This window comes from Anaerolineales bacterium, assembly GCA_015075725.1.
Taxonomy (GTDB): domain Bacteria; phylum Chloroflexota; class Anaerolineae; order Anaerolineales; family Villigracilaceae; genus Villigracilis.
This window is the reverse complement of sequence record JABTTV010000001.1, coordinates 538,420-557,388: the sequence shown is the minus strand read 5'-3', so window position 1 is coordinate 557,388 and position 18,969 is coordinate 538,420. Positions and strand designations below refer to the sequence as shown.

Here is an 18,969-nt window from a genome sequence, read left to right as displayed (position 1 = left end):
TAATTTTTTTATTTCATTATGCGACAAGGGATCATAAAAGCATCGAACCGTTCCCCGATGCTTTTTGGTGCGTGTTTCCCGTCTTACTTCGAATTTGGGTACGCCGATTCGATCCCCGGTCCTTCCACACCATCAATAAACCGTTCGCCGTATAACTCGCCATTGATGGTGACGGTGTAGACCCCATGGCCCGAGAGATATTGATCGGTGCCGGAGATGCTGCGCCATGTGAACGTGAGTTGGTTGCCTGCGAGGGTCCCTTCGCCTTCCTGAATATCGCCGGAGACCAGCCATTGCAATTTGAACTCGCCCGGAGCATCACCCGCGAAGACCGTCAGCGTCCCGCCGTATCGTTCGCCCATGTTGTCGGTGGCGTTCAAGGCAAATGAACCGGTGATGTCCGGCACGTTGTCGGCGGGAGCATCCGCGCCGAGGGGGGCGGGCTTGCGGCGCGGAAAGCAGGCTGTAAGTGTCAACGCAATGACTAAAGCGATTAGGTAAATTCGTTTCATGATTCCTCTTTTGATTCTTATTCTTCCTTCAACGTCATCAGGAAGGCGATCAAATCCTGGATCTGCTCCCCGGTCAGGATATCGCCAAAGTTTTGGATCATCTGCCCTTCGGGATAACCCGGTACGACGAAAGCATTCGGCTCGAGGATGGACTGACGCAAATATTCCTCGGCGGTCATGCCGGGGACGCGTTCCGCGGCGCGGTCTGCGATGCCATAAAACGACGGGCCGATGATGCGTTCATTTTCAACGAGAGAATGACAGATGCGGCATCCTGCATTCACGCCTGAGGCAGTTTCTTGATAGATCTGTTCGCCCGCCGCCGGGTCGGGGATGTGCATATCTCGGAAATTGATGGTCAATGCCTGGCGCGGATCCAAATAGATCGCATCATCGAAAAGAGTCTGCTCAAATGCAGCATTGGGGCGGTCGTACATTTTTATCGTAACGTGATGCTTTCCAGGAGAGAGAAAGACCTGCTCAAAGATGCGCGCGCCCTGGTTGATGTGATTGTCGCTCGCGGTATAAGTTTCGTCGAAGAGCAAATTGCCATCCACCTCCAGCGTAAGCCGGATTGGCTGGGCAAGATCAGGCTCGATGGTCGGGGGAGGCGGGACGTCTTGAATGGCATATCCGCTGTGATGAGTCATCTGAATCGCGAGAGAAGCAGAATCCTCGTCGTAAAAATTTACCGGGCGGTCACTCAGCCAGATTTGAATCGCGGTGACAACCGCCATCACGCCAAGCAGGGGCAGGATGAATTTCAAGTGGCTTTGATTCGGTTTGAACCTGAACGTATCCGCTTCAGACTTGACCTGTGACTTGATCGCGCGACCGAAATCTGTGGGCGCCGCCCAGGCTGTGTAGACGAGCGGAATCAAATTGGGTTTGAGCTTGGGGAGACGTTCGCCATTGACGCGGTCATTGAGCCAGGTGTTGCCTTCGCGGTTGGCGCAATCTTCGGGCGGACAGCCGATGAACTGCACAATGCCTGCGCCCGCTTCGAGCGCCTGAGCGGCGAGGTTTGGGTTTGCCATGGCGATGCAGGTTAGTGGAACAATATGAACATTCAGGTCGTTGAATTGATCGCCGACGCCGTGCATGGCGTGACGTTCGCAGGTGAACACGACTTTGATTTTGTGATTGCTCCCGCTGCCGTCCTCGGCGGCGGGGACGCCGCTTTGAGCAATATGGCTAAGGGTTGTCTTCCACATTGGGTCGAGCGGAATGTCGCCAAATGCCAGCGCGTTATCGGGGCAGCTGCCGATGCACACGCCGCATGCAACGCAGAGATTCGGGTCAATGTCGGCTTGAAATTTCGGGCGCGCCCCATCAGTGCGCGGAATCATTTTGATGGCGAGGTAGGGGCAATCGCGTTCGCAGAGCGTGCAGCCGTCGCAGTTGGCTAAATCCACGCGGACGGGTTGAAGCGCTTTCGATTGCGGCATGATCCACGGCAGGGCTGTGACAATGCCAACGATGAAAAACAGGACACTCCAAAACAGGGCTTGCGGTCCGCGCAGGAAGGTTGGGAGATAGAATAGATAGAAAAGGTCAATGGGGGCTTGTGCAGTCAGTTGCGCGTCATTGAGGGCGGGCAGCATGCCAAGCGGGAAGAGAACGGATGCAATAAGCAGGACAAAAATGGAGATCGCCATCCAGTAACGCGGCGGCATCCATTTGGCACGGCTCATGCGTTTGAGATGCAGCCAAAGGAAGTATGCCGTCAACGCGGAGAGACCGAGGTGCAGTACGACCACGATCATCATGAAAACCCAGCCCGTGCCGGCCGCATCACCGACGAGATAATCCACAATGAAGGTTTGACCGGACTTGAATCCACCGAGGACTTTGAACAGACTCTGGTTCAGCAGCGCGGCTCGCTGGTCCCAGATCAGCCAATATCCGGTGATGCCGATGAACCAGACCACGACCGCCGTACCCACGCCTGTCACCCACGCCAGCCAGCGCGGACCGCGAAAACGGTCTTGAAAGAATGTGCGCCACCCATGAAGTAAGGCAAAGATGACGGCGGCATCTGAGGCGTAGCGGTGCATGGCGCGGATGATACGGCTGATGGCGTTCGCTTCCATGCTTGCAACAGCTTTGTAGGAAATGGTAAACCCGAATGGATAGAACATGGTCAGGTAAATGCCGGTGAGCAGGATTACAACGAGTAAAAAGATGGTGATCGTCCCGGTGTGATAGAGGGGATTGAAGCGCGGATCGCGGATCAACCGGCTGAGGGGAGACTCAAGGCGAAGTGAAATGCCTTCGAGAAACCGAATCAATTTCCGGCTTGGAGAATCGAGGCGGGTTTTCCAATCCACGCTGGGATTGCGTTCGGAAAGGATGTCGGTCAGTTGTTTTTTGTTGGGGGGAGTGGTCATTTGTTGCGACAAGCAAAGTGACAGCCACCTTCAAGGTGACTGTCACTTGATTTACCTGCTACCAAACCCGGAAGCCGGGGGAGGTGAGCGCCATGGTTCGGATCATTTCGAACAACACAGGTCCGTACATGAGGACGATGAGCGCGAGCGCGCCATAGATCCACGGAGCCCAACGATCGAGCCAGGCGGGACCAAGGGCGGGGTCTTGCATGGGTTCGGCAATGGGAACTTCCACTTCGCTTTCGACTCTCTCTTTATTGGTGGCGGTCTTGTATATGACGACAAGATAGATCAGGCCGCTGACGAAGAGGATCGCGCCTCCCAAACCGACCTGGAAGAGGCGGCCGCTCCATTCAGCGGGCACATATGGAGCCAACCCGAGCGGAACGCGGCGGGGAGCGCCGAGCAGACCGAGTACATGCATCGAATTGGAGAAGATGATCATGCCGACGAACCACACCCATGCCTGGATGGTCGCCCATTTCGGCTGCCAGAGTTTGCGCCCGGTGAGATACGGCACAAGCCAGTAGGAGATGCCGATGAAGCTCAATGTGACCGCGGTTGCAACGGTGAGATGGAAGTGACCGGGGATGAAGGCGGTGTTATGCAGCACAAGGTTGACGTTGTAGGAGGCATTTGCCAGACCGCCAATGCCGCCAAAGAAGAACAGGAGACCGGCGAGCAACTGTGAAGCCACGGAGGGGTCGCTCCAGTTCAGTTTGCCGATCCAGCCCAGTGCGCCTTTGCCGCCATTCTTGCGTGCGCCGTGTTCGAGCGAGGCAATGACCGTGAAGGCGGTCATCATTGAGGGGAAGAAAACTCCGAAGGTGAACATCGAGTGCAGGAACTTCCAGGTGGGGGGCACGCCGGGATCCACATATTGGTGGTGGATGCCAATGGGAGTGGAGAGCACGAGGAAGAGCCAGAAAGAGAGGCGGGCGAGCGAGTCGCTGAACATCTTGCCGTTACCAGCCTGTTTGGGGAGCATGGCATACCATGAGATGTAGGCGGGTAAAAGCCAGAAGTAGACGAGCGGATGGCCTGTGAACCAGAAATAGGTGCGCGCCAGTTGCGGGTCCACGCCGTCGATCAAGCCGAGCGACCAGGGCAGCAGCATGGTCAGAATTTCGATGGCGACGCCGAGTGTGCAGATCTGCCACAGCAGGGCGGTGACGAGCGAACCGAAGGCGACGAAAGGGGTGCGTTCGTTCTTGTTCTCTTTGCGCCAGTCGCTGTAGGTCATGAACAGACCCCAGCCTTCGACCCAACTGCCGACCACGACGAGGGTCAGACCGACATAAAAGAACGGATTGGCTTTGAGCGGCGGGTAGAAGGTGAACAACACGGTGGCTTGGTTGGCAAGGATCGGAATCGCCGCGGCGACAACGCCCACAACCATCATCCAGAAACCGACTTTGTTGAGGACGATGTTCTTGAGCGGGCGTTTGAGACCGAATACCACATTGAAGGTCAGGAAGCCCATGATAAAGAAGGTCGTCCACACCAGGGCATTCAAAACGCCGTGAACGGTGAGACCTTGATAGTAAGACTTGATGAGCGGCTTGAGATAAGTGTAGAAATCCCAGCCCGCATGTTCGAAGGCTTGCAATGGACCAAACAGACTGCCCACCGCAAGCGCGAGGATGGCGACCAGGATATGCGAGCCGATGAATTTCTTCTCGGCAACGGGTACTTGATATTGTGTCATGATGTCTCTCCTTGCGTTACGGCGTCACAATGATCGCGCCATACATTACGCCGTGTCCTGCGCCGCAGAATTCCGTGCAGATGAAGTTGTAGGTGCCTTCGTTTTTAAAGGTCACGGTCAGTTTCGAGACCTGCCCGGGAAGCACCATGAAATTGGCGTTGGTATTCTGGATCATGAAGCCGTGCTGGACATCGGGCGAGGTGACGTAGAAGGTCACCCTGGAACCGGCGGGAACTGTGATTTCCCTGGGCAGGTATTCCCATTGGGGAACCGCACGCGCAAGAATGTAGGCATCGTATTTTCCAGGCGCGATCTCGCGCAAACCGGGGTTCGACCACGGGCTGTTCGGATCGGTCGCCACGGTGCGCGGGTCCACGCGCTCTTCGGGAGCGGGCACTTGAATTCCCATCCCGAACGCTGCTACAGCGACGGCGGAGGCGAATAAGACCAGCAGGATGAAACTGAAGATCATCCAATTCCGCTCGTAGGAATCGATGTGCATTTTTTGAGCGCTCATAGCGTGCCTCCACGCCCCACAAGGATCATATAGATCGTTGCCCAGATCGCGATGAGTGTGATTACAAAGATCACAAGAACCGTAATGGTGCCGGTCGGGCGAAACTCATCGTCTTCCTTATCTTTTTTCGCCATGGTACATTCTCCTTTTGAATAATGAAATCAAGATGACTGCCGCTTCTGACGGCGCCGCAACCTGCGGAATGGAAATGGGCTTTTATCTTCGCTGGTACAGATTCCACCTCCCTATTGACGCAGCATGTACTTCAGATCATCGGCGATCTCCTTTGCGGTCACGCCGAATGGAAATACCATTTTCAAAAAACCCTCGCGGTCGAGGACGAGCAGGGTGGCTGTGTGGTCGATCAGATAGCCGGTTGCATTGCTGCCTTCCGTCTTTTGGTAATAGATACCGTATAACGAGGCGACTTCGTCCAATTGTTCCTTCGGGCCGGTCACACCGATAAATGACGGATGGAAGTGCTTCATATATTCCGCCAGTTTTTCGGGCGTGTCGCGTTCGGGGTCGAGCGAAACCATGATGAGCTGCACCTCATCGGCTTTTGCGCCCATATCGCGCAGTGCCTGCGCCACATTGCCGAGGGTCCCCGGGCAGATATCGGGGCAGAAGGTGTAACCGAAATAAAGAAGAACGATCTTGCCGCGGAAGTCGCTTGGGGACACATCGCCTTGCGCGCCGGTCAAAGTGAAATCGAACGACCTCTCCGGCGATTGGATAACCGTGCCATGAAAGGTATGCGGGCGGAAGAAATAGAATCCCGCCGCAAGACCCAATACAATAACTAAAACTGAAAGAAAAACTTTTACTCTCATATGATCTACTTGATTACCTTCTGATTCACCTTTTACCGTCACAGGGCGACCCTCCCTGGCACAAGGATGTATTGCAAGTTGTGTGCCGGGTCGCCCCTACGCATCCTTACGGCGCATAACAAAGGAACAAATGCGCGGCTTCATATGCCAGTTTGGAAGAGCCAGTGCTGTTCCGCACTTCTTCTGCCAGTACGCCAAGGTGGCGGAGGATGCGATCCGCGTCGGAGACTTCGGTGGTATAGCGATATTCCGAGCGGATGATGCCCCAGCCATCCACAAGAACATAACCGGGATCGAAGGTGATGTTCCCGCCGCCCTTGTCCTCGTAATACGTTTCAAACCCAGCGCCGACGACGGTCTTCAATAAGTCTTTATTCGTTGTGGTCGCAAACGTCCAATGATCGAAATCAGCGCCGATCGATTCACCGTACGCTCTCAAGACTTCGGGCGTGTCGCGGTCGGGGTCGATGGAAATGGTGACGAACGAAACGGGAATGCCGCCCAGGTCCACTTCGTCGAGGCGGGCTTGAATCTCCCGGATTGTTTCTGTCATGTTGTAGCAGGGTTCGGGGCAATGTGTGTAGGTGAAGGAGTAAAGCACGAACTGTCCGCGCAGGGTTTCGCTGGTGAGGGGTTGATTGTCCTGGTCGATAAAGTTGTAGGCGGGTGAGAGCCGCATCCGCGGCAGGACCTGGATGGGTTGGAATACCTTGAATGCAAAGGCGGAAATCACAAGAAATGCAGCGAAGGCGTAGATGCCGTTGAAATAATGCTTGCTCATGCGGGAACGTGATCGGTGGAGGAATGTGTCCCGGTTGGTGAAACAACATCCAGCGGGATCGAGGCGGTGTGCATCAATGTGGATTCGATTTGAATGCCGTCTTCCACCAGCTGCTGAAAGGTGACGCGGCTCATTTCATCCCGAAGCAGGTCGTTGAGGCGTTTCCACTGGCAGCTCACCGGGCATTTGTTCTCGAAAGGGCAATCGCCCTCTTTGAGAACGCAGGCGGATATGACAAGATCGCCTTCAAAGTGCTCCACGATCTGCAGGAGGGTGATCTGGCGGGGAAGGTGTGCCAGGCTGATGCCGCCGTCGCGCCCTGGTTGGGTTTTGATGAAACCGCCGTTGGCCAATCCCGCAACGATGCGTTGCAGCAGGGCGGGGGGAATCAACATTTCCCGGCCAATTCCTGCGGTGGAGATGCGCGTACCCTCCGGCTTTTTGGAGAGAGCCAGCACCACACGGACGGCATAATCGGTTTGTCGGTTTACGCGGAACATATTCTTGAGTCGAACGTTGACTCCAAGTGTCAACGTTTACAGGGATTGTAAGGATTTCCCCCATTCTATTGATGTGTTATTCATCACGTAGTTCTGTGACAAATTTCCTTTTTATTATTCGAATGAAGCAATCGGGTAAAGAAATCGAATACCCTTCCGGTCTCATGATATGCCTGGTTGAATCCTTCGTCTGCCATTGAAAAATCGCCATGCCCGTTGCTTTGTACATCGGTAAATAACATCCTGAAATAAACTATGAGGATTTGAAAGATTATTTCGACTGGATATGATCCCGCATCTTTACTAGTCTATGGCACAGGCGTGATAGTGAATGTAACTGCAAGCGGGGACACCGGAATCACAGTTACCATGGGCGCCGGGACTTCTGTGGAGGAGGGAGCAGGCTCTGGACCCCCCAGGATACGTGGATTTATCCAAGCTGCCCTGTTTTCATTAGATATGTTAAGGGTATCCATCTGTAAAACAAGCGAGCCCGTTCTCCCGGCGATGGAAGAAAGGGAAAAATCAATCTCTGTGATCCTGCCGTCGAAGAATTCACCTATTACCCATAACTCGATGATTTCGTTATCCTCCCCTGCAAAGTAGATTCTAAACAGGATTGAACATCCGTGTGCATTTCCCAGACAGCCTGCATATCCTTCGAGCGTGTCGTAGGCGGAAAATTTGATTGCGGATGTCCGAAGGACAACTCTCGAAATCAGCCTGTCTTCTGAAAGCCGGATAGAAATGATCTTCCCAAAGAACGTACCTGTTTCGAAAAGTCCGATTTCTTCCCGCGCGATGATATCATTGTCTTGGCATGTGATTTGATCTCCGTCGATTCTGATCTCGAGATTGCAGTAATTATCAAAAAAATCGAAGATCACCGTCTTCTCGGGAACCACTGTCACAGCGGGGATCGATGATTCTATTTGGTTCGCTGACTGAGTGAAACTTGGATTGGGGGAGGGGCTGGTTGGTGATATGGCAGCCGTACGAGCAGGTTCAATGCTTGCGATCTCCGTTTTGGTTGGAGTCTGCATGGACGTGTTGGAAGGCATGACCGTTGAGGTTTGATCCCCAATCGCATATAACATCCCCTCTTCCGAAGCAACGTACAACTGTCCGGGAATTAACGCCACACCGGAAATACCGACGGATCCTTCGAGCGGCAGGGACCATTTCGATTCGCGCGCCCCTTTTTCCACCGCCGAGCATTCGGCATGATCGCCCCGCGTTCCGCAAATGTAAAAGACAAAGTTCTCGTCCATGCCGCCGATCACACTCGGGCGGTACGGGAATTGAGCGCGGTTGAGCATGTTCCCCTTTTTATCGAGCCAGAGCAGGCTGCTGTCCTCCGTTCCTTCGCCGGAGTAATGAAGCCACATGCCGCCGTCGACAAAAACACCCGCCATGCCGGGGAAACCAAAGAATGCCGTGCGCGACCATTCCATGTAACTGCGCTGTTCGGCTTTCCCGTCGATATATTCCCAGCCGGTCATTTTGTTCTCTATCCTGGCATAAAGCAAACCGCTCTGCCCAACCAGAAACTGCTCGGTGGGCGGCAGGCTCTCGAATTCGAGGATCTCGCCCGATGTTGCATCGATCACTGCATTTCGCAAAAAGATGAACATTTCATCGGGGCTGAGGATGGGTGTAAAAGTGACTCGGCGGGAAAAAGCGGCAGTATCCCAAAGAAGGGTCCCGGTCGAAGAGGCCGCGCGGATGTTGCCGGTTACCATGTAATATGCCACTTTATTGTTACCGATCACAGGTCCGGATGTGGCTTCGAAACTATCTGGAATCTCAAGATACCAGCGCTCTTCGCCGGTTGACGTGAAGGAGGTCAGCCCGCCGCGCATGTCTGTGACATAGATATTGCCTTCGGCGTCCAATCCGGGCGCGCCGACTCCGCCAGCACGGATGGAGGATGTCCACTTGAGCGAGCCATCCGGATTCAGAGCATGCAGGGAGCCGTTCATGGTGAGGACATACACGCTTCCATCCGCGGCGACGGCGGGTCCGCCTGAGAAGCCTTGGGCATCGCTGAAAGCCCACATTACTTTCGGTGACTCGATCCCCGGCGCATTGACAAATAGCGTGGCTGACGGCGACCCGTACTGACTCGACCATAAATGCCCGCCCGGTGATTGCGCCGGTTTCACCTGAGTTTCAGTCAAAGTCTTTACCTGATTGAATATTCCAATAAAGACGGCCAATAAACCAATGACCAGTACGGTAAAAGCAAACGGAGATGCCTTCGCCGATTTCTTAATCGGTGATATCAACCATTCTTCCAATCCCCAACGCAAACGAAGGAATAAGTCAAAGAAACGCGGCGAAGGCGAGCCGGAACTGGCAACACGGCGCAAGCCTTCACCCAATAAATTGAATCCAAGCACGGTGATGAAGACGAAAGTTCCCGACGCGAACAACTTCCACGGGCTGACGTAAATATCCTCATTCACGCCCGAAAGCAATTGCCCGAGTTCCGGCATCCCGCGCAGGCGTGTGGCGGTGGTATCGCTGATCCAAACCCACACTTCGCCGCCCACGTAATAACCCAGGAATCCCAGCCCGGCGGTGAGCAGAATCGTGGAACTGATCTCCAGCGCAAGCAACATCCAAACATAGGGGAGCACGAGCCGTAAAATATGATTGAAAACAATCGCCCAATTGCTTTGTCCCAATGATCGGCTGGCTTCGATGAACGATTGTTCCCGCGCCACGCGGGTCTGTTCGCGGACGAGCCGGGCCGAATCCGCCCAGCCGGTGATCGATAACCCGAGGACGAATCCCCAAGGCTGCCATACATCTCCCGTCAGGGCAACGACCGCCAACGCAACCAGCAAAGTTGGAATGGAGAGGGCGGCGCCGATGAGTCCGTTCAAGAACGACCCGAACGCATTCTTGTTCCATCCGGCCAGTAGTCCGATCACCGTCCCAATCAGCAGGCGAAGAGCGGCTACATAACCAGTCAGGATCAACGTCGGGCGTAACGCCCAGAGCACCTGACTCAGCACGTCGCGCCCCCAACCGTCTGTGCCCAATGGATAATCGGGATACGTGAAAGGCGGGAATGGCGCAGAGACGAATTTGCCGTCCACCTGCATGACGCGGGTTTCTTCGAGGGGATTGCGCGGAGCAAGGCTGGGTCCGGCAAAGGCAAGGGTGAGGGAAAAACCCACGATGAACAAACCCAAAACCAATGGAAGGTTGAGGCGGGGTTTAGTCCGCATTTACACCTCCATGCGGATGGGTCCTCAATCGCGGGTCGGAGAAATATGTCAGAATTCCAGCGGCTGTATTCGAGATGATCAAGATCGCGCCCAATACGGTGACCACCGTCGCGACGGTTGGCGCGTGCAGATATGCTGAAGGTAGAACACCGCCCGCAATGGTGACCGTTTGCGGCGGCTGGATGGAAAGCGCCAACTGCCTGCCAAGCCCGGGCCAGCCGAACAGCCATTCGACAAGGATGAGCTCGCCGATCATCAGACTCATTGAAGAAGCGATGACCTGGAACATCGGCACATAAATATTCCGCAGGGCTGTTTTTATCTTTACCAACCGCCACGAGTGACCGAGCCCGCGCGCGACCGTGACGTAGGTTTTGTGGAATTCGTCGCTCAATAACGAAGCGGTCATTTGCGCAATCTGCAAAGTGGGGCGGAAGGAAAGGGCGATGACCGGGAATACAAGATGTGAATCCCAGCCGAATCCACCAAGCGGGAAGGGAAGGTCGCCTTTACTGGATGGCGTCAGAAACAAATAAAGGACGGAGAGGGTGATCAAGACAGCCCCCACATAAAAACCCGGCATCGCCAGGCTCATCGTGGAGATGGGAATCAACCAGCGGCTGACGCGCGGCGGATTCGTCTTCGCGGCTCGCATGCCGAGAAACACCCCAAAAAGAAGACTGGCTGAGAAGGCGATGCCCAGCAAGCCAAAACTGGCATCTGCAGCCGATTCCACGACATCGAGAACGGTCAGGCCTGCGGCATTGGGCACAGGCGGAGGCTCGCCATTACGAAAGGCGTTTATGTATTCCAGATAGAAGGGGAGGACGGGGGGAGTTTCTTCCTGCCGCGCAAAGATGGGATTGTTTTCCATCTGCGCATATCGTCCGTAATGTGCGTAGGAGAATGCCAGGAAATTCACCCCGGCAAGGAGAATCGCCATTCCAGCGATTCGTTTTGCGATGAAAGCAAGCATGTCGGTGGGATAATAACATGAATCCGGCGGACTTCCTTCGTTCAAGTCTTCGACGTGTGCGGGTGATATAATCTTCGAAAATCAACTCTGAGGTAACGATGATAGACCCTGTCATTTTCAGTTTCAAGCTATTCAATTTGCAAATCGACCTGACCTGGTACGGTTTGATCGTCATGTCGAGCGTCCTGATCGGCGGCTGGCTTGCCGAACGCGAGGTACGCCGTCGCGGCGAGAACAGCGAAGCCCTGATCGATGCGATGGTCTGGGCGGTGGTGGCCGGCATCCTCGGCGCGCGTTTATGGTACGTGATGAATGCGATCATCGGAGGCAATCGTTCCTATATTGAAGACCCCGTGTCCATCATCCGCCCGCCGATCGCAGGATTGCACATCTTCGGCGGCCTGCTCTTCGGCGCGATCGTGCTGATCATCTACCTAAGGAAGAACGGATACGACACCTGGCTCTTCCTAGACTCTGTCGCCCCGGTGGCTTTGATCGGTCAGGCGATCGGTCGTTTGGGTAATTTCATCAACCAGGAACTTTACGGCCCGCCGACGACCCTGCCCTGGGGCATTTCCATCCCCGCAGATCACCGTCTGGTTCAATTCGCGGACCTGGCGAAATATCCCGTCGAGACCACGCGCTTCCATCCCACATTCGCCTACGAAATGATCCTGAACGTACTCGCGTATCTTTTCATCATCTGGTATTCCCGCCAAAATGAAGAGGAGCTCAAACCCGGCGCGGTCTTCAGTCTTTGGCTGATCTTTGCAGGGTTCAACCGAACGGTCATCGAATTCTTCCGCCCCGATCAGCCCAGACTCGGCGATACATTCATCACCACCTCGATGCTGATTGCATTTTTGATGGGTGTTACGGGCGTGGTCATGTTCCTTGTGCGGAACGGAAGACTTCAACTCTCTTTTGCGGAAGGCTGGGAGGAAGAATACTTCATCAAAAAAGTGGAGAAGAAACCCGCCTCCCTCCGCGCCCGGAGCGGAAGCACCGGTGCGGGCCTCGTTTCCGCCGGGAGCGAGGAGGACCAGAAAGAGCCGGTCGTAAAACGCAAACTCCCTGCGCGGACGAAGACCCCGGTTAAGAAGACAGCGGTGAGGAAAACGACTTCCACAAGAAGGAAGCCGTCGAAATAGCATGAAAACATAATTAACCCCGAAATTAATTTGGGTCGCGGACGAGCGCAGATTTACGCGGAAAAGGTATTAGAAATCCGCGTTTTCAGCGTTTATCAGCGTCCCATTTGTTCTTAAAAACGAACTCACCCGCGAAACCTTAATTTCGGGGTGAGCCATGTTTCTTCAGTGTTCCAATTCCAGCCGTTTGACGGGGATCATTTCTTCGCGGGTTTCGAATTTGAACCGCTCGAAGATGTCTTTGTATTGCTCAACAATTCCCTCGCGGGTAAAGCCCATCTCCTCATATGAATAGGTGTGATCGCTGTTGTACGAAAGTGTTTCTTTCACAGCCTGGTCGATGATGATCGGCAAGCCGGGTTTATCCGGATAGCCGAACTGCTCGTAGAATCCGCGAATGACCGCTTCGGGGCGCTGGATCAGGTCTTCGTAATTGACGATCAGGTGGCGGGGGGAGGGATGCGAGTCCAGATATTGAAGCGGATGGCGGTACCAGTGCTGGGTCAGCTCAAGGATCTCATCTGTGTAGAGATATCCGTCATGAGGTCCTGTGAACTGCCCGCGGGCGTAGTTGATCCAAGAGACGGTGGAGGGGAGCATGTCGAGCGGATTGCGGGCAAGATAAAGGATGCGCGCATCAGGGAAGAATTCCACCAGCGTTTCGATCTTGGCGCTGAACGCCGGGTTCTTCGCCACGAAATGTTTATTGCCGTTCGCATACAAATGCCGCTGCAGCATCGAACGGTAGAAGGTCATGATGCGTTTTTTGCGTTCGGGGCTGAGCGCTTCGTCGAAGTGGATGTAATCGGGAAACTCGTCCATGAAGGGGAAGAGGAAGGTGACGAAGAAACCGTCCCAGATATGCATGTGGATGTTCTCGTCCTCTTCAGGCTGGAAGAAGGAGATGGGGTGGATCTTGATCTTGCCGAGCGTGGCGCGGTCGAAGGCGAACAATGCGCGGTGCAGGCTACGTCCAAAGAACTTGTTATCGAGGCGCGCGATGAATTGAGTGATCTTTTTTTGCGTCACCGATGGCGTAAGGTAAATATCCCAGGTTGTGAGGCTGGTAAAGGTTTCTGAATCGCGCGAGAGCAGGCGGTGAAGAAAGGTCGAACCGCTGCGGAAGTTGCCAAGGATGAACAGCGGTTTTTCGATGGGATGGTTTTTATAATTGGGGAAGAGGATGTCGTCGAGAGCGAAACACATCCAGTGGACCAGGCTGCCGAGGGGCCAGACAAGATAGAAAAGGATGAGGAAAATAAAGCGTTTTTTGGTGAGGCGGGCGGGTGTGTTTTTAAAGGCAAAGAACGAGCGGTAGAAGGTTCGCCAGAAAAGGCGGAAATTATATTTCATTCAAGCCGGGATCCTTGAGGATTGCATATGGGGTCATGCCCCAACGGTCAATTCTATCAGCAATTGAGATTTCGGGCTGAGCCGTTTTGTATTTTCCGCCGATTTCGAAAGGATGTACAATTTGCAGGACTTTGGAGGCATCCATGAGCGATGATTTACTGACCTACTCCGCCGCGCAGGATTACGTGAATTCGCTGGTCCCGCCGCGTGAAGCGGAATTGATGGAGATGGAGGATTACGCCGAAGCGAACGGTTTTCCCATCATCGGTCCCGCCTGCGGGTACTACTGTTACCAGCTGGCGCGGATGATAAAGGCGAAGTCCGTTTTTGAATTGGGGTCGGGGTATGGGTATTCGACGGCGTGGTTTGCCAAAGCGGTGCGTGAAAATGGGGGCGGGGTCGTGCATCACACCGTCTGGGATGAGAAACTGTCTGAAAGGGCGCGCGGGCATCTCGTCAAGTTGGGAAGCTCGGATTCGGTGAAGTTCCATGTCTCGGAGGCGGTCGAGGCGTTGAAGAAAACGGATGGTCCCTTCGATATCATCTTCAACGACATCGACAAGGAGGCGTATCCCGCATCCCTGCCGGTTATCAAGGAAAAATTGAGGAGCGGCGGCTTGCTCATCATTGACAACATGCTCTGGCATGGACGCATCTTCGATCCAAATGACAAGACTCCGGCAACTCTGGGTGTGAAGGAATTTACTAGGCAGATCGCCAGCGACTCCGACTGGATCATCTCGCTTGCGCCGATGCGCGACGGGATGATCGTGGCGTATAAAAAATAGAATATGAACAATTTCAACATCATCCCCGACCGCCGCAGCACCCTCAATCTTTCCAAGTGGACGGCGTACCCAAAGGACATCCTGCCGCTGTGGCTGGCAGACACGGATTTCCCCACGCCGAGAGTTATTCGTGATGCTCTTCATAAGCAAGTGGAACATGGTGTTCTCGGTTATGAACTGCCAAGCCGCGCTTTCTTCGAGATCATTTCCAGCCGCATGCAAGCATTATATGGCTGGAAAGTGGACCCCGACTGGATCGTTTACACCAGCGGAGTCAACAACGGATATTACATTGCCGCGAGGGTATTATGTTCGCCCCGAAAGGGATATGCCATTCAAACTCCGGTCTATAACCATTTTCACGAAATGGAGGAGAGCGTGCGTTTCTCCAAACGCGTCGCTCCGCTTGCGAAGTCGGTGATAGGGAACAAACTCCGGTACGATGTCGATTACGATGCGTTGAAGAAGGCGGTCAGCCGCGCAGGCATGTTCCTGCTATGCCATCCTCATAACCCGGTCGGGAAGATCTATTCGCGCAATGAACTGATGCAGATGGCGAAGATCTGCATCGATAATAAAGTGACGATTGTATCCGATGAGATTCATGCCGAGATCTTACTGGGTGGGTCGAAGTACAAACCTTTGGCGAGCCTTTCAAAGGAAATTGCGGACCATACGATCACGCTCGTATCGGCCTCGAAAGCCTGCAATGTACCGGGACTCTCCGCTGCATTTGCGATCATCTCCAATGAAAATTTGAGAAAGAAATATTACGCGGCGGCGCTGGGAATGTCTTACGAAGTTTCAATACTTGGTCTTACCGCCGCCCGGGTGGCTTTTTCCGGCAAAGTGGATCCCTGGTTGAGGGAACTACGCCGTTATCTCACTGCCAACCGCGATTTTCTGGTGGATTACGTCACCAGGCATATGCCGAATGTACGCACAACGATTCCCGATGCAACCTACCTTGGCTGGCTGGATTTCACCCAAACCAATATTGAAGGTTCGCCTTTCGAATTTTTCAAATCAAAGGCGAAAGTTGCCCTGAGTGATGGAATGATTTTTGGCAGGGACGGGGCTGGTCATCTGCGTATCAATTTCGGCACTTCACGGGCGATCTTGAAGGAATGTTTGGATCGGATGCGAAACGCAATGGATACTTGGTAAATTAATTAAAAAGACGGATGGGGGATACCCATCCGTCAAACGAACAAACCATGCTATGTCGGGGAAGGAAGCGAATTAAGCAGCTTTCCTATCGTAAGGGGAACGTCTGGTACTAAAGCGGGGCTTCGACCAGCTTATGGCGAATCGCCCTTCCCTTCATCGAACGTTTTAGGTGGTGAATCTATCGCAACCTCCTTTCTTGTTCTTGCCCACATGATACAACAAACGAAACGGATTTACATTAAAAATACTTTGTAATTTTGAAATTGGTTGTCAGTCATATTGTTTGCGTGTAATCGAAAACATCAGTTCTTTATGGATGGGATACAAAGGCAGCATCCATGCCATATACCAAAAGCCTGCAAACTTTGTCATCAATCGTTGCGCGTGTCTGAGAGTCGCGCGTTCGTAACTCAATGGGAGGGCGAGCAATTCCTCCAATTCCGGTTTGAGAGTTTTCCCCGTCAGTTTTTTGTATAGACGAAATTCGTATTGCCAAGCTTCCAACTCGCCATAAATGGACATGGCTGTAAGAATTCCCTGCTGCAAGTGACGCACTTCATGCACGAAGAGGGTAATGGCGCGCGGATTTTCAAGCGCGGACTCCATCGTGTAGTGGACCTTGTTCAGATAAAAGGACCTTTCCAGCGTCCAGAACGCCCCTACGCTCTTCCGCGCCCGCTTCATCCCGACCCGAATCCGATTCTCCCTTACAAAGCGCACCGCCTCCGCGCCTTCATCCGAGGACTCGCTCACTATTTGAAAATATCGTTCCAGCCACTCAGCCTGGTTCATGGTCGCTTCAATGCGGCATCCATCAAGCCGCGCAGGAATTCCACCAGGTCCCCAACACCTGAATCTTTCAATGACATATCGTCGACGCTGAAGAGCAATTTCCGGCTGCCACTCACGATCTCCACATCATAGTTAAAGCAATCCGCGCAGACACTGGGAATTTTAGGAGCGGTGAATTCGACCGTGGATATCATCCCTTCCAATTGCTTCAGTTGATTTTCGGCTAGCGTGCCATTGATTGTGTGATTTACCTTTTCATCCGCCACCGTGTAGTTTCCATCCGAATATACACGGATATTTCGTCGCAGCCCGGCAAAGCCGCCCGATAAGGTCATTTTGACCGACCAGTCTTCTTCCAGCGGCGGAGGCGTATATGTCACTATCGATTCTTTCGCGCACCCTGTGAGCAATACAACCAGGGTCAAAAAAACGAGATATTTATGCTCGACCATAGGGTCTCCTTTGCGGATTAAGGATAGCAAGAAACGCGCGAACTCGCAATCGTTTTATTGGCATGGGAAGGGACTTGTCTCCCGTGGTGGGCGCCTGGCACACCGTTTTGAATTTTGATTCTTGATTGTTCCTGAGAGAGGGATGAGATAGAATCAGATCCGAGGCGATATGAGAAAAGTAGCGATACTTGGAATTGGTCAAACGAAAGTTGATGAACATTGGGAGAAATCCCTGCGCGAGGTCGGCGGGGAGGCGGCATTTCTCGCCATGCAAGACGCGGGAGTGGACAACGTCGAGGCGCTCTTTGTGGGCAATATGTTGTCACCCCTGATCAGCAGGCAGAATCAATTGGGGACCTTCTTCAGCGATTGGGTCGGGTTGTGGAAACAGGAAGCGGTCAAGATCGAGGCGGCGTGCGGCTCCGGCGCGGCGGCATTTCGATCCGCGCTGATGGCGGTTGCATCAGGGGATGTCGACTCAGCACTGGTGCTCGGCGTGGAAAAGATGACTGATAAACCGGGCGGCGAGGTAACGGCGGCGCTGGCGACAGCGGCGGACGCAGATTATGAAGTAGAGCAGGGCGTTTCGTTCGTGGGTATCAATGCGTTGGTGATGCGGCGCTACATGCATGAGTACGGTTGGAAGCACGCGGATTTCGCCCCGTTCTCGATCAATGCGCACGCCAACGCGATGCATAATCCGTTTGCGCGCCTGCATGATACAGTAACGGTTGAAAAATATGAGAAGTCGTCGATGGTGGCGACGCCCATCAACCTGATGGACGCATCTCCTGTGGGGGACGGCGCGGCGGCGGCTGTGATCGTTCCCGCTGAGAAGGTGCTGCGCCAGCCCAGAGTGGTTGTGGCAGCCTCCGCTGCTGCGACAGATACGATCTCCGTCCACTCGCGCAAAGACCCTTTGTTTCTCAATGCCGCCTATCTTTCTTCGAAACAGGCGTATCAAATGGCGGGTGTTAAGCCGGATGAAGTTTCCGTATTCGAGTTGCACGATGCATTCACCATCATGGCGGCGCTTTCGCTTGAAGCAACCGGCTTTGCGGAGCGCGGTGAGGGGGTGAGGCTTGGGCTGGAGAATCAAATTGGGATTGAGGGAAGGATTCCCGTCTGCACAAGAGGCGGGTTAAAGGCGAGAGGTCACCCTGTGGGAGCGACTGGCATGTATCAAATCGTCGAAGTCGTCCAACAGTTGAGAGGCGAATGCGGCGCGACCCAGGTCGAGGATGCCACCATCGGTATGACTCAGAATATTGGCGGTTCCGGGGCGACGATCTTGACTCATATTCTGAGGCGCGAGTAAGCATTACAATTTCATGATAATCATTCCTCCGGTTCTTCGCCGGGATTGGATTGCACTAGAATCAAACCGCCTGTCCTTTAGTGTAAGGAGGTTGGTATGGCAAACAATAAGCGAAAACTACCGCGCAGGAACTTCTCCTATTACATGCGGGTGTTGGACAAACACACCGGTGACTTGATCGGCCAGATCTCGGATATGAGCACAGGTGGTTTTAAACTCGAATCGAGCACGCCGGTCGCCGTCGGCTTGACGATGGAATTGTGCATCGACCAACTCAGCGAGATTTCCGGTAAAAGTTTCATCATCTTTACCGCGCGCACACGCTGGTGCGAACGCGACCCCTACGATCCAACGATCTATAACGTCGGATTCCAGCTCGTGGATATGACCCCCGCGGATTACGATATCTTTGTAAAGATGTTCAATTCTTACGGAGAGCAAAAGCAGGCTCATCATAAGAGCAATACGGATTACATCTGGGGCTGAGAA

General features: G+C 53.7%; 18 protein-coding genes. 5 read left to right on the top strand and 13 right to left on the bottom strand.

Annotated elements, in window-relative coordinates; genetic code table 11:
• Window positions 1-83: 83 nt before the first annotated feature.
• The 10 genes from HS100_02740 to HS100_02695 form a co-directional block, all read right to left on the bottom strand.
• A complete protein-coding gene (locus HS100_02740; GenBank protein ID MBE7432810.1) occupies window positions 84-512 on the bottom strand; it encodes a hypothetical protein in 429 nt (142 codons plus the stop codon).
• A 17-nt stretch (window positions 513-529) separates the two neighbouring features.
• Window positions 530-2,902, bottom strand: coding sequence for a cytochrome b N-terminal domain-containing protein (locus tag HS100_02735; protein MBE7432809.1), 2,373 nt, complete (start codon window positions 2,900-2,902; stop codon window positions 530-532).
• Window positions 2,903-2,960: 58 nt separating this feature from the next.
• Window positions 2,961-4,610, bottom strand: coding sequence for a b(o/a)3-type cytochrome-c oxidase subunit 1 (locus HS100_02730; GenBank protein ID MBE7432808.1), 1,650 nt, complete (start codon window positions 4,608-4,610; stop codon window positions 2,961-2,963).
• 16 nt (window positions 4,611-4,626) lie between these two features.
• Window positions 4,627-5,127, bottom strand: coding sequence for a cupredoxin domain-containing protein (locus tag HS100_02725; protein ID MBE7432807.1), 501 nt, complete (start codon window positions 5,125-5,127; stop codon window positions 4,627-4,629).
• Complete coding sequence (locus tag HS100_02720) at window positions 5,124-5,261, bottom strand: cytochrome c oxidase subunit 2A (protein ID MBE7432806.1); 138 nt, start codon at window positions 5,259-5,261, stop codon at window positions 5,124-5,126. The genes HS100_02725 and HS100_02720 overlap by 4 nt, the downstream gene beginning before the upstream one ends.
• Before the next feature lie 111 nt (window positions 5,262-5,372).
• Window positions 5,373-5,960: an SCO family protein gene (locus HS100_02715; GenBank protein ID MBE7432805.1), complete on the bottom strand. Its 588-nt coding sequence runs from the start codon at window positions 5,958-5,960 to the stop codon at window positions 5,373-5,375.
• Between the two features lie 106 nt (window positions 5,961-6,066).
• On the bottom strand, window positions 6,067-6,741 hold the full coding sequence (locus HS100_02710) for an SCO family protein (GenBank protein ID MBE7432804.1): 675 nt from the start codon (window positions 6,739-6,741) through the stop codon (window positions 6,067-6,069).
• Window positions 6,738-7,241: an Rrf2 family transcriptional regulator gene (locus HS100_02705; protein MBE7432803.1), complete on the bottom strand. Its 504-nt coding sequence runs from the start codon at window positions 7,239-7,241 to the stop codon at window positions 6,738-6,740. The genes HS100_02710 and HS100_02705 overlap by 4 nt, the downstream gene beginning before the upstream one ends.
• Window positions 7,242-7,549: 308 nt before the next feature.
• Complete coding sequence (locus tag HS100_02700; protein ID MBE7432802.1) at window positions 7,550-10,480, bottom strand: ABC transporter permease subunit; 2,931 nt, start codon at window positions 10,478-10,480, stop codon at window positions 7,550-7,552.
• Window positions 10,470-11,501 carry an ABC transporter permease gene (locus tag HS100_02695; GenBank protein MBE7432801.1) on the bottom strand — a complete coding sequence of 344 codons (1,032 nt, stop codon included), beginning with the start codon at window positions 11,499-11,501 and terminating at the stop codon, window positions 10,470-10,472. The genes HS100_02700 and HS100_02695 overlap by 11 nt, the downstream gene beginning before the upstream one ends.
• Window positions 11,502-11,554: 53 nt before the next feature.
• Between HS100_02695 and lgt the strand changes: the two genes are divergently transcribed.
• Window positions 11,555-12,607, top strand: a complete 1,053-nt coding sequence (gene lgt, locus HS100_02690; protein MBE7432800.1) for a prolipoprotein diacylglyceryl transferase — start codon at window positions 11,555-11,557, stop codon at window positions 12,605-12,607.
• 165 nt (window positions 12,608-12,772) lie between these two features.
• Here the strand turns inward: lgt and HS100_02685 are convergent, their stop codons facing one another.
• Window positions 12,773-13,960, bottom strand: coding sequence for a sulfotransferase (locus HS100_02685; protein ID MBE7432799.1), 1,188 nt, complete (start codon window positions 13,958-13,960; stop codon window positions 12,773-12,775).
• 143 nt (window positions 13,961-14,103) lie between these two features.
• On the opposite strand from HS100_02685, the gene HS100_02680 reads away from it, so the two are divergent.
• Together HS100_02680 and HS100_02675 are read left to right on the top strand one after the other, a co-directional pair.
• Complete coding sequence (locus HS100_02680) at window positions 14,104-14,748, top strand: O-methyltransferase (GenBank protein ID MBE7432798.1); 645 nt, start codon at window positions 14,104-14,106, stop codon at window positions 14,746-14,748.
• Window positions 14,749-14,751: 3 nt separating this feature from the next.
• Window positions 14,752-15,915, top strand: coding sequence for a putative C-S lyase (locus HS100_02675; GenBank protein MBE7432797.1), 1,164 nt, complete (start codon window positions 14,752-14,754; stop codon window positions 15,913-15,915).
• A gap of 273 nt (window positions 15,916-16,188) precedes the next feature.
• Here the strand turns inward: HS100_02675 and HS100_02670 are convergent, their stop codons facing one another.
• Both HS100_02670 and HS100_02665 read right to left on the bottom strand, forming a co-directional pair.
• Window positions 16,189-16,710 carry a hypothetical protein gene (locus tag HS100_02670; GenBank protein ID MBE7432796.1) on the bottom strand — a complete coding sequence of 174 codons (522 nt, stop codon included), beginning with the start codon at window positions 16,708-16,710 and terminating at the stop codon, window positions 16,189-16,191.
• Window positions 16,707-17,162 (bottom strand): hypothetical protein, encoded by a 456-nt coding sequence (locus HS100_02665; GenBank protein ID MBE7432795.1) that lies wholly within the window; start codon window positions 17,160-17,162, stop codon window positions 16,707-16,709. Before HS100_02665 ends, HS100_02670 begins: the two co-directional genes overlap by 4 nt.
• A gap of 169 nt (window positions 17,163-17,331) precedes the next feature.
• On the opposite strand from HS100_02665, the gene HS100_02660 reads away from it, so the two are divergent.
• Both HS100_02660 and HS100_02655 read left to right on the top strand, forming a co-directional pair.
• Complete coding sequence (locus HS100_02660) at window positions 17,332-18,480, top strand: thiolase domain-containing protein (protein ID MBE7432794.1); 1,149 nt, start codon at window positions 17,332-17,334, stop codon at window positions 18,478-18,480.
• A 96-nt stretch (window positions 18,481-18,576) separates the two neighbouring features.
• A complete protein-coding gene (locus HS100_02655; protein ID MBE7432793.1) occupies window positions 18,577-18,966 on the top strand; it encodes a PilZ domain-containing protein in 390 nt (129 codons plus the stop codon).
• The last annotated feature ends 3 nt before the right edge of the window (window positions 18,967-18,969 follow it).

Bases quoted from the DNA above. Each gene is read 5' to 3' on its own strand.
- HS100_02740 (MBE7432810.1), bottom strand. From the start codon at position 512: ATGAAACGAATTTACCTAATCGCTTTAGTCATTGCGTTGACACTTACA.
- HS100_02735 (MBE7432809.1), bottom strand. From the start codon at position 2,902: ATGACCACTCCCCCCAACAAAAAACAACTGACCGACATCCTTTCCGAA.
- HS100_02730 (MBE7432808.1), bottom strand. From the start codon at position 4,610: ATGACACAATATCAAGTACCCGTTGCCGAGAAGAAATTCATCGGCTCG.
- HS100_02725 (MBE7432807.1), bottom strand. From the start codon at position 5,127: ATGAGCGCTCAAAAAATGCACATCGATTCCTACGAGCGGAATTGGATG.
- HS100_02720 (MBE7432806.1), bottom strand. From the start codon at position 5,261: ATGGCGAAAAAAGATAAGGAAGACGATGAGTTTCGCCCGACCGGCACC.
- HS100_02715 (MBE7432805.1), bottom strand. From the start codon at position 5,960: ATGAGAGTAAAAGTTTTTCTTTCAGTTTTAGTTATTGTATTGGGTCTT.
- HS100_02710 (MBE7432804.1), bottom strand. From the start codon at position 6,741: ATGAGCAAGCATTATTTCAACGGCATCTACGCCTTCGCTGCATTTCTT.
- HS100_02705 (MBE7432803.1), bottom strand. From the start codon at position 7,241: ATGTTCCGCGTAAACCGACAAACCGATTATGCCGTCCGTGTGGTGCTG.
- HS100_02700 (MBE7432802.1), bottom strand. From the start codon at position 10,480: ATGCGGACTAAACCCCGCCTCAACCTTCCATTGGTTTTGGGTTTGTTC.
- lgt (MBE7432800.1), top strand. From the start codon at position 11,555: ATGATAGACCCTGTCATTTTCAGTTTCAAGCTATTCAATTTGCAAATC.
- HS100_02685 (MBE7432799.1), bottom strand. From the start codon at position 13,960: ATGAAATATAATTTCCGCCTTTTCTGGCGAACCTTCTACCGCTCGTTC.
- HS100_02680 (MBE7432798.1), top strand. From the start codon at position 14,104: ATGAGCGATGATTTACTGACCTACTCCGCCGCGCAGGATTACGTGAAT.
- HS100_02675 (MBE7432797.1), top strand. From the start codon at position 14,752: ATGAACAATTTCAACATCATCCCCGACCGCCGCAGCACCCTCAATCTT.
- HS100_02670 (MBE7432796.1), bottom strand. From the start codon at position 16,710: ATGAACCAGGCTGAGTGGCTGGAACGATATTTTCAAATAGTGAGCGAG.
- HS100_02665 (MBE7432795.1), bottom strand. From the start codon at position 17,162: ATGGTCGAGCATAAATATCTCGTTTTTTTGACCCTGGTTGTATTGCTC.
- HS100_02660 (MBE7432794.1), top strand. From the start codon at position 17,332: ATGAGAAAAGTAGCGATACTTGGAATTGGTCAAACGAAAGTTGATGAA.
- HS100_02655 (MBE7432793.1), top strand. From the start codon at position 18,577: ATGGCAAACAATAAGCGAAAACTACCGCGCAGGAACTTCTCCTATTAC.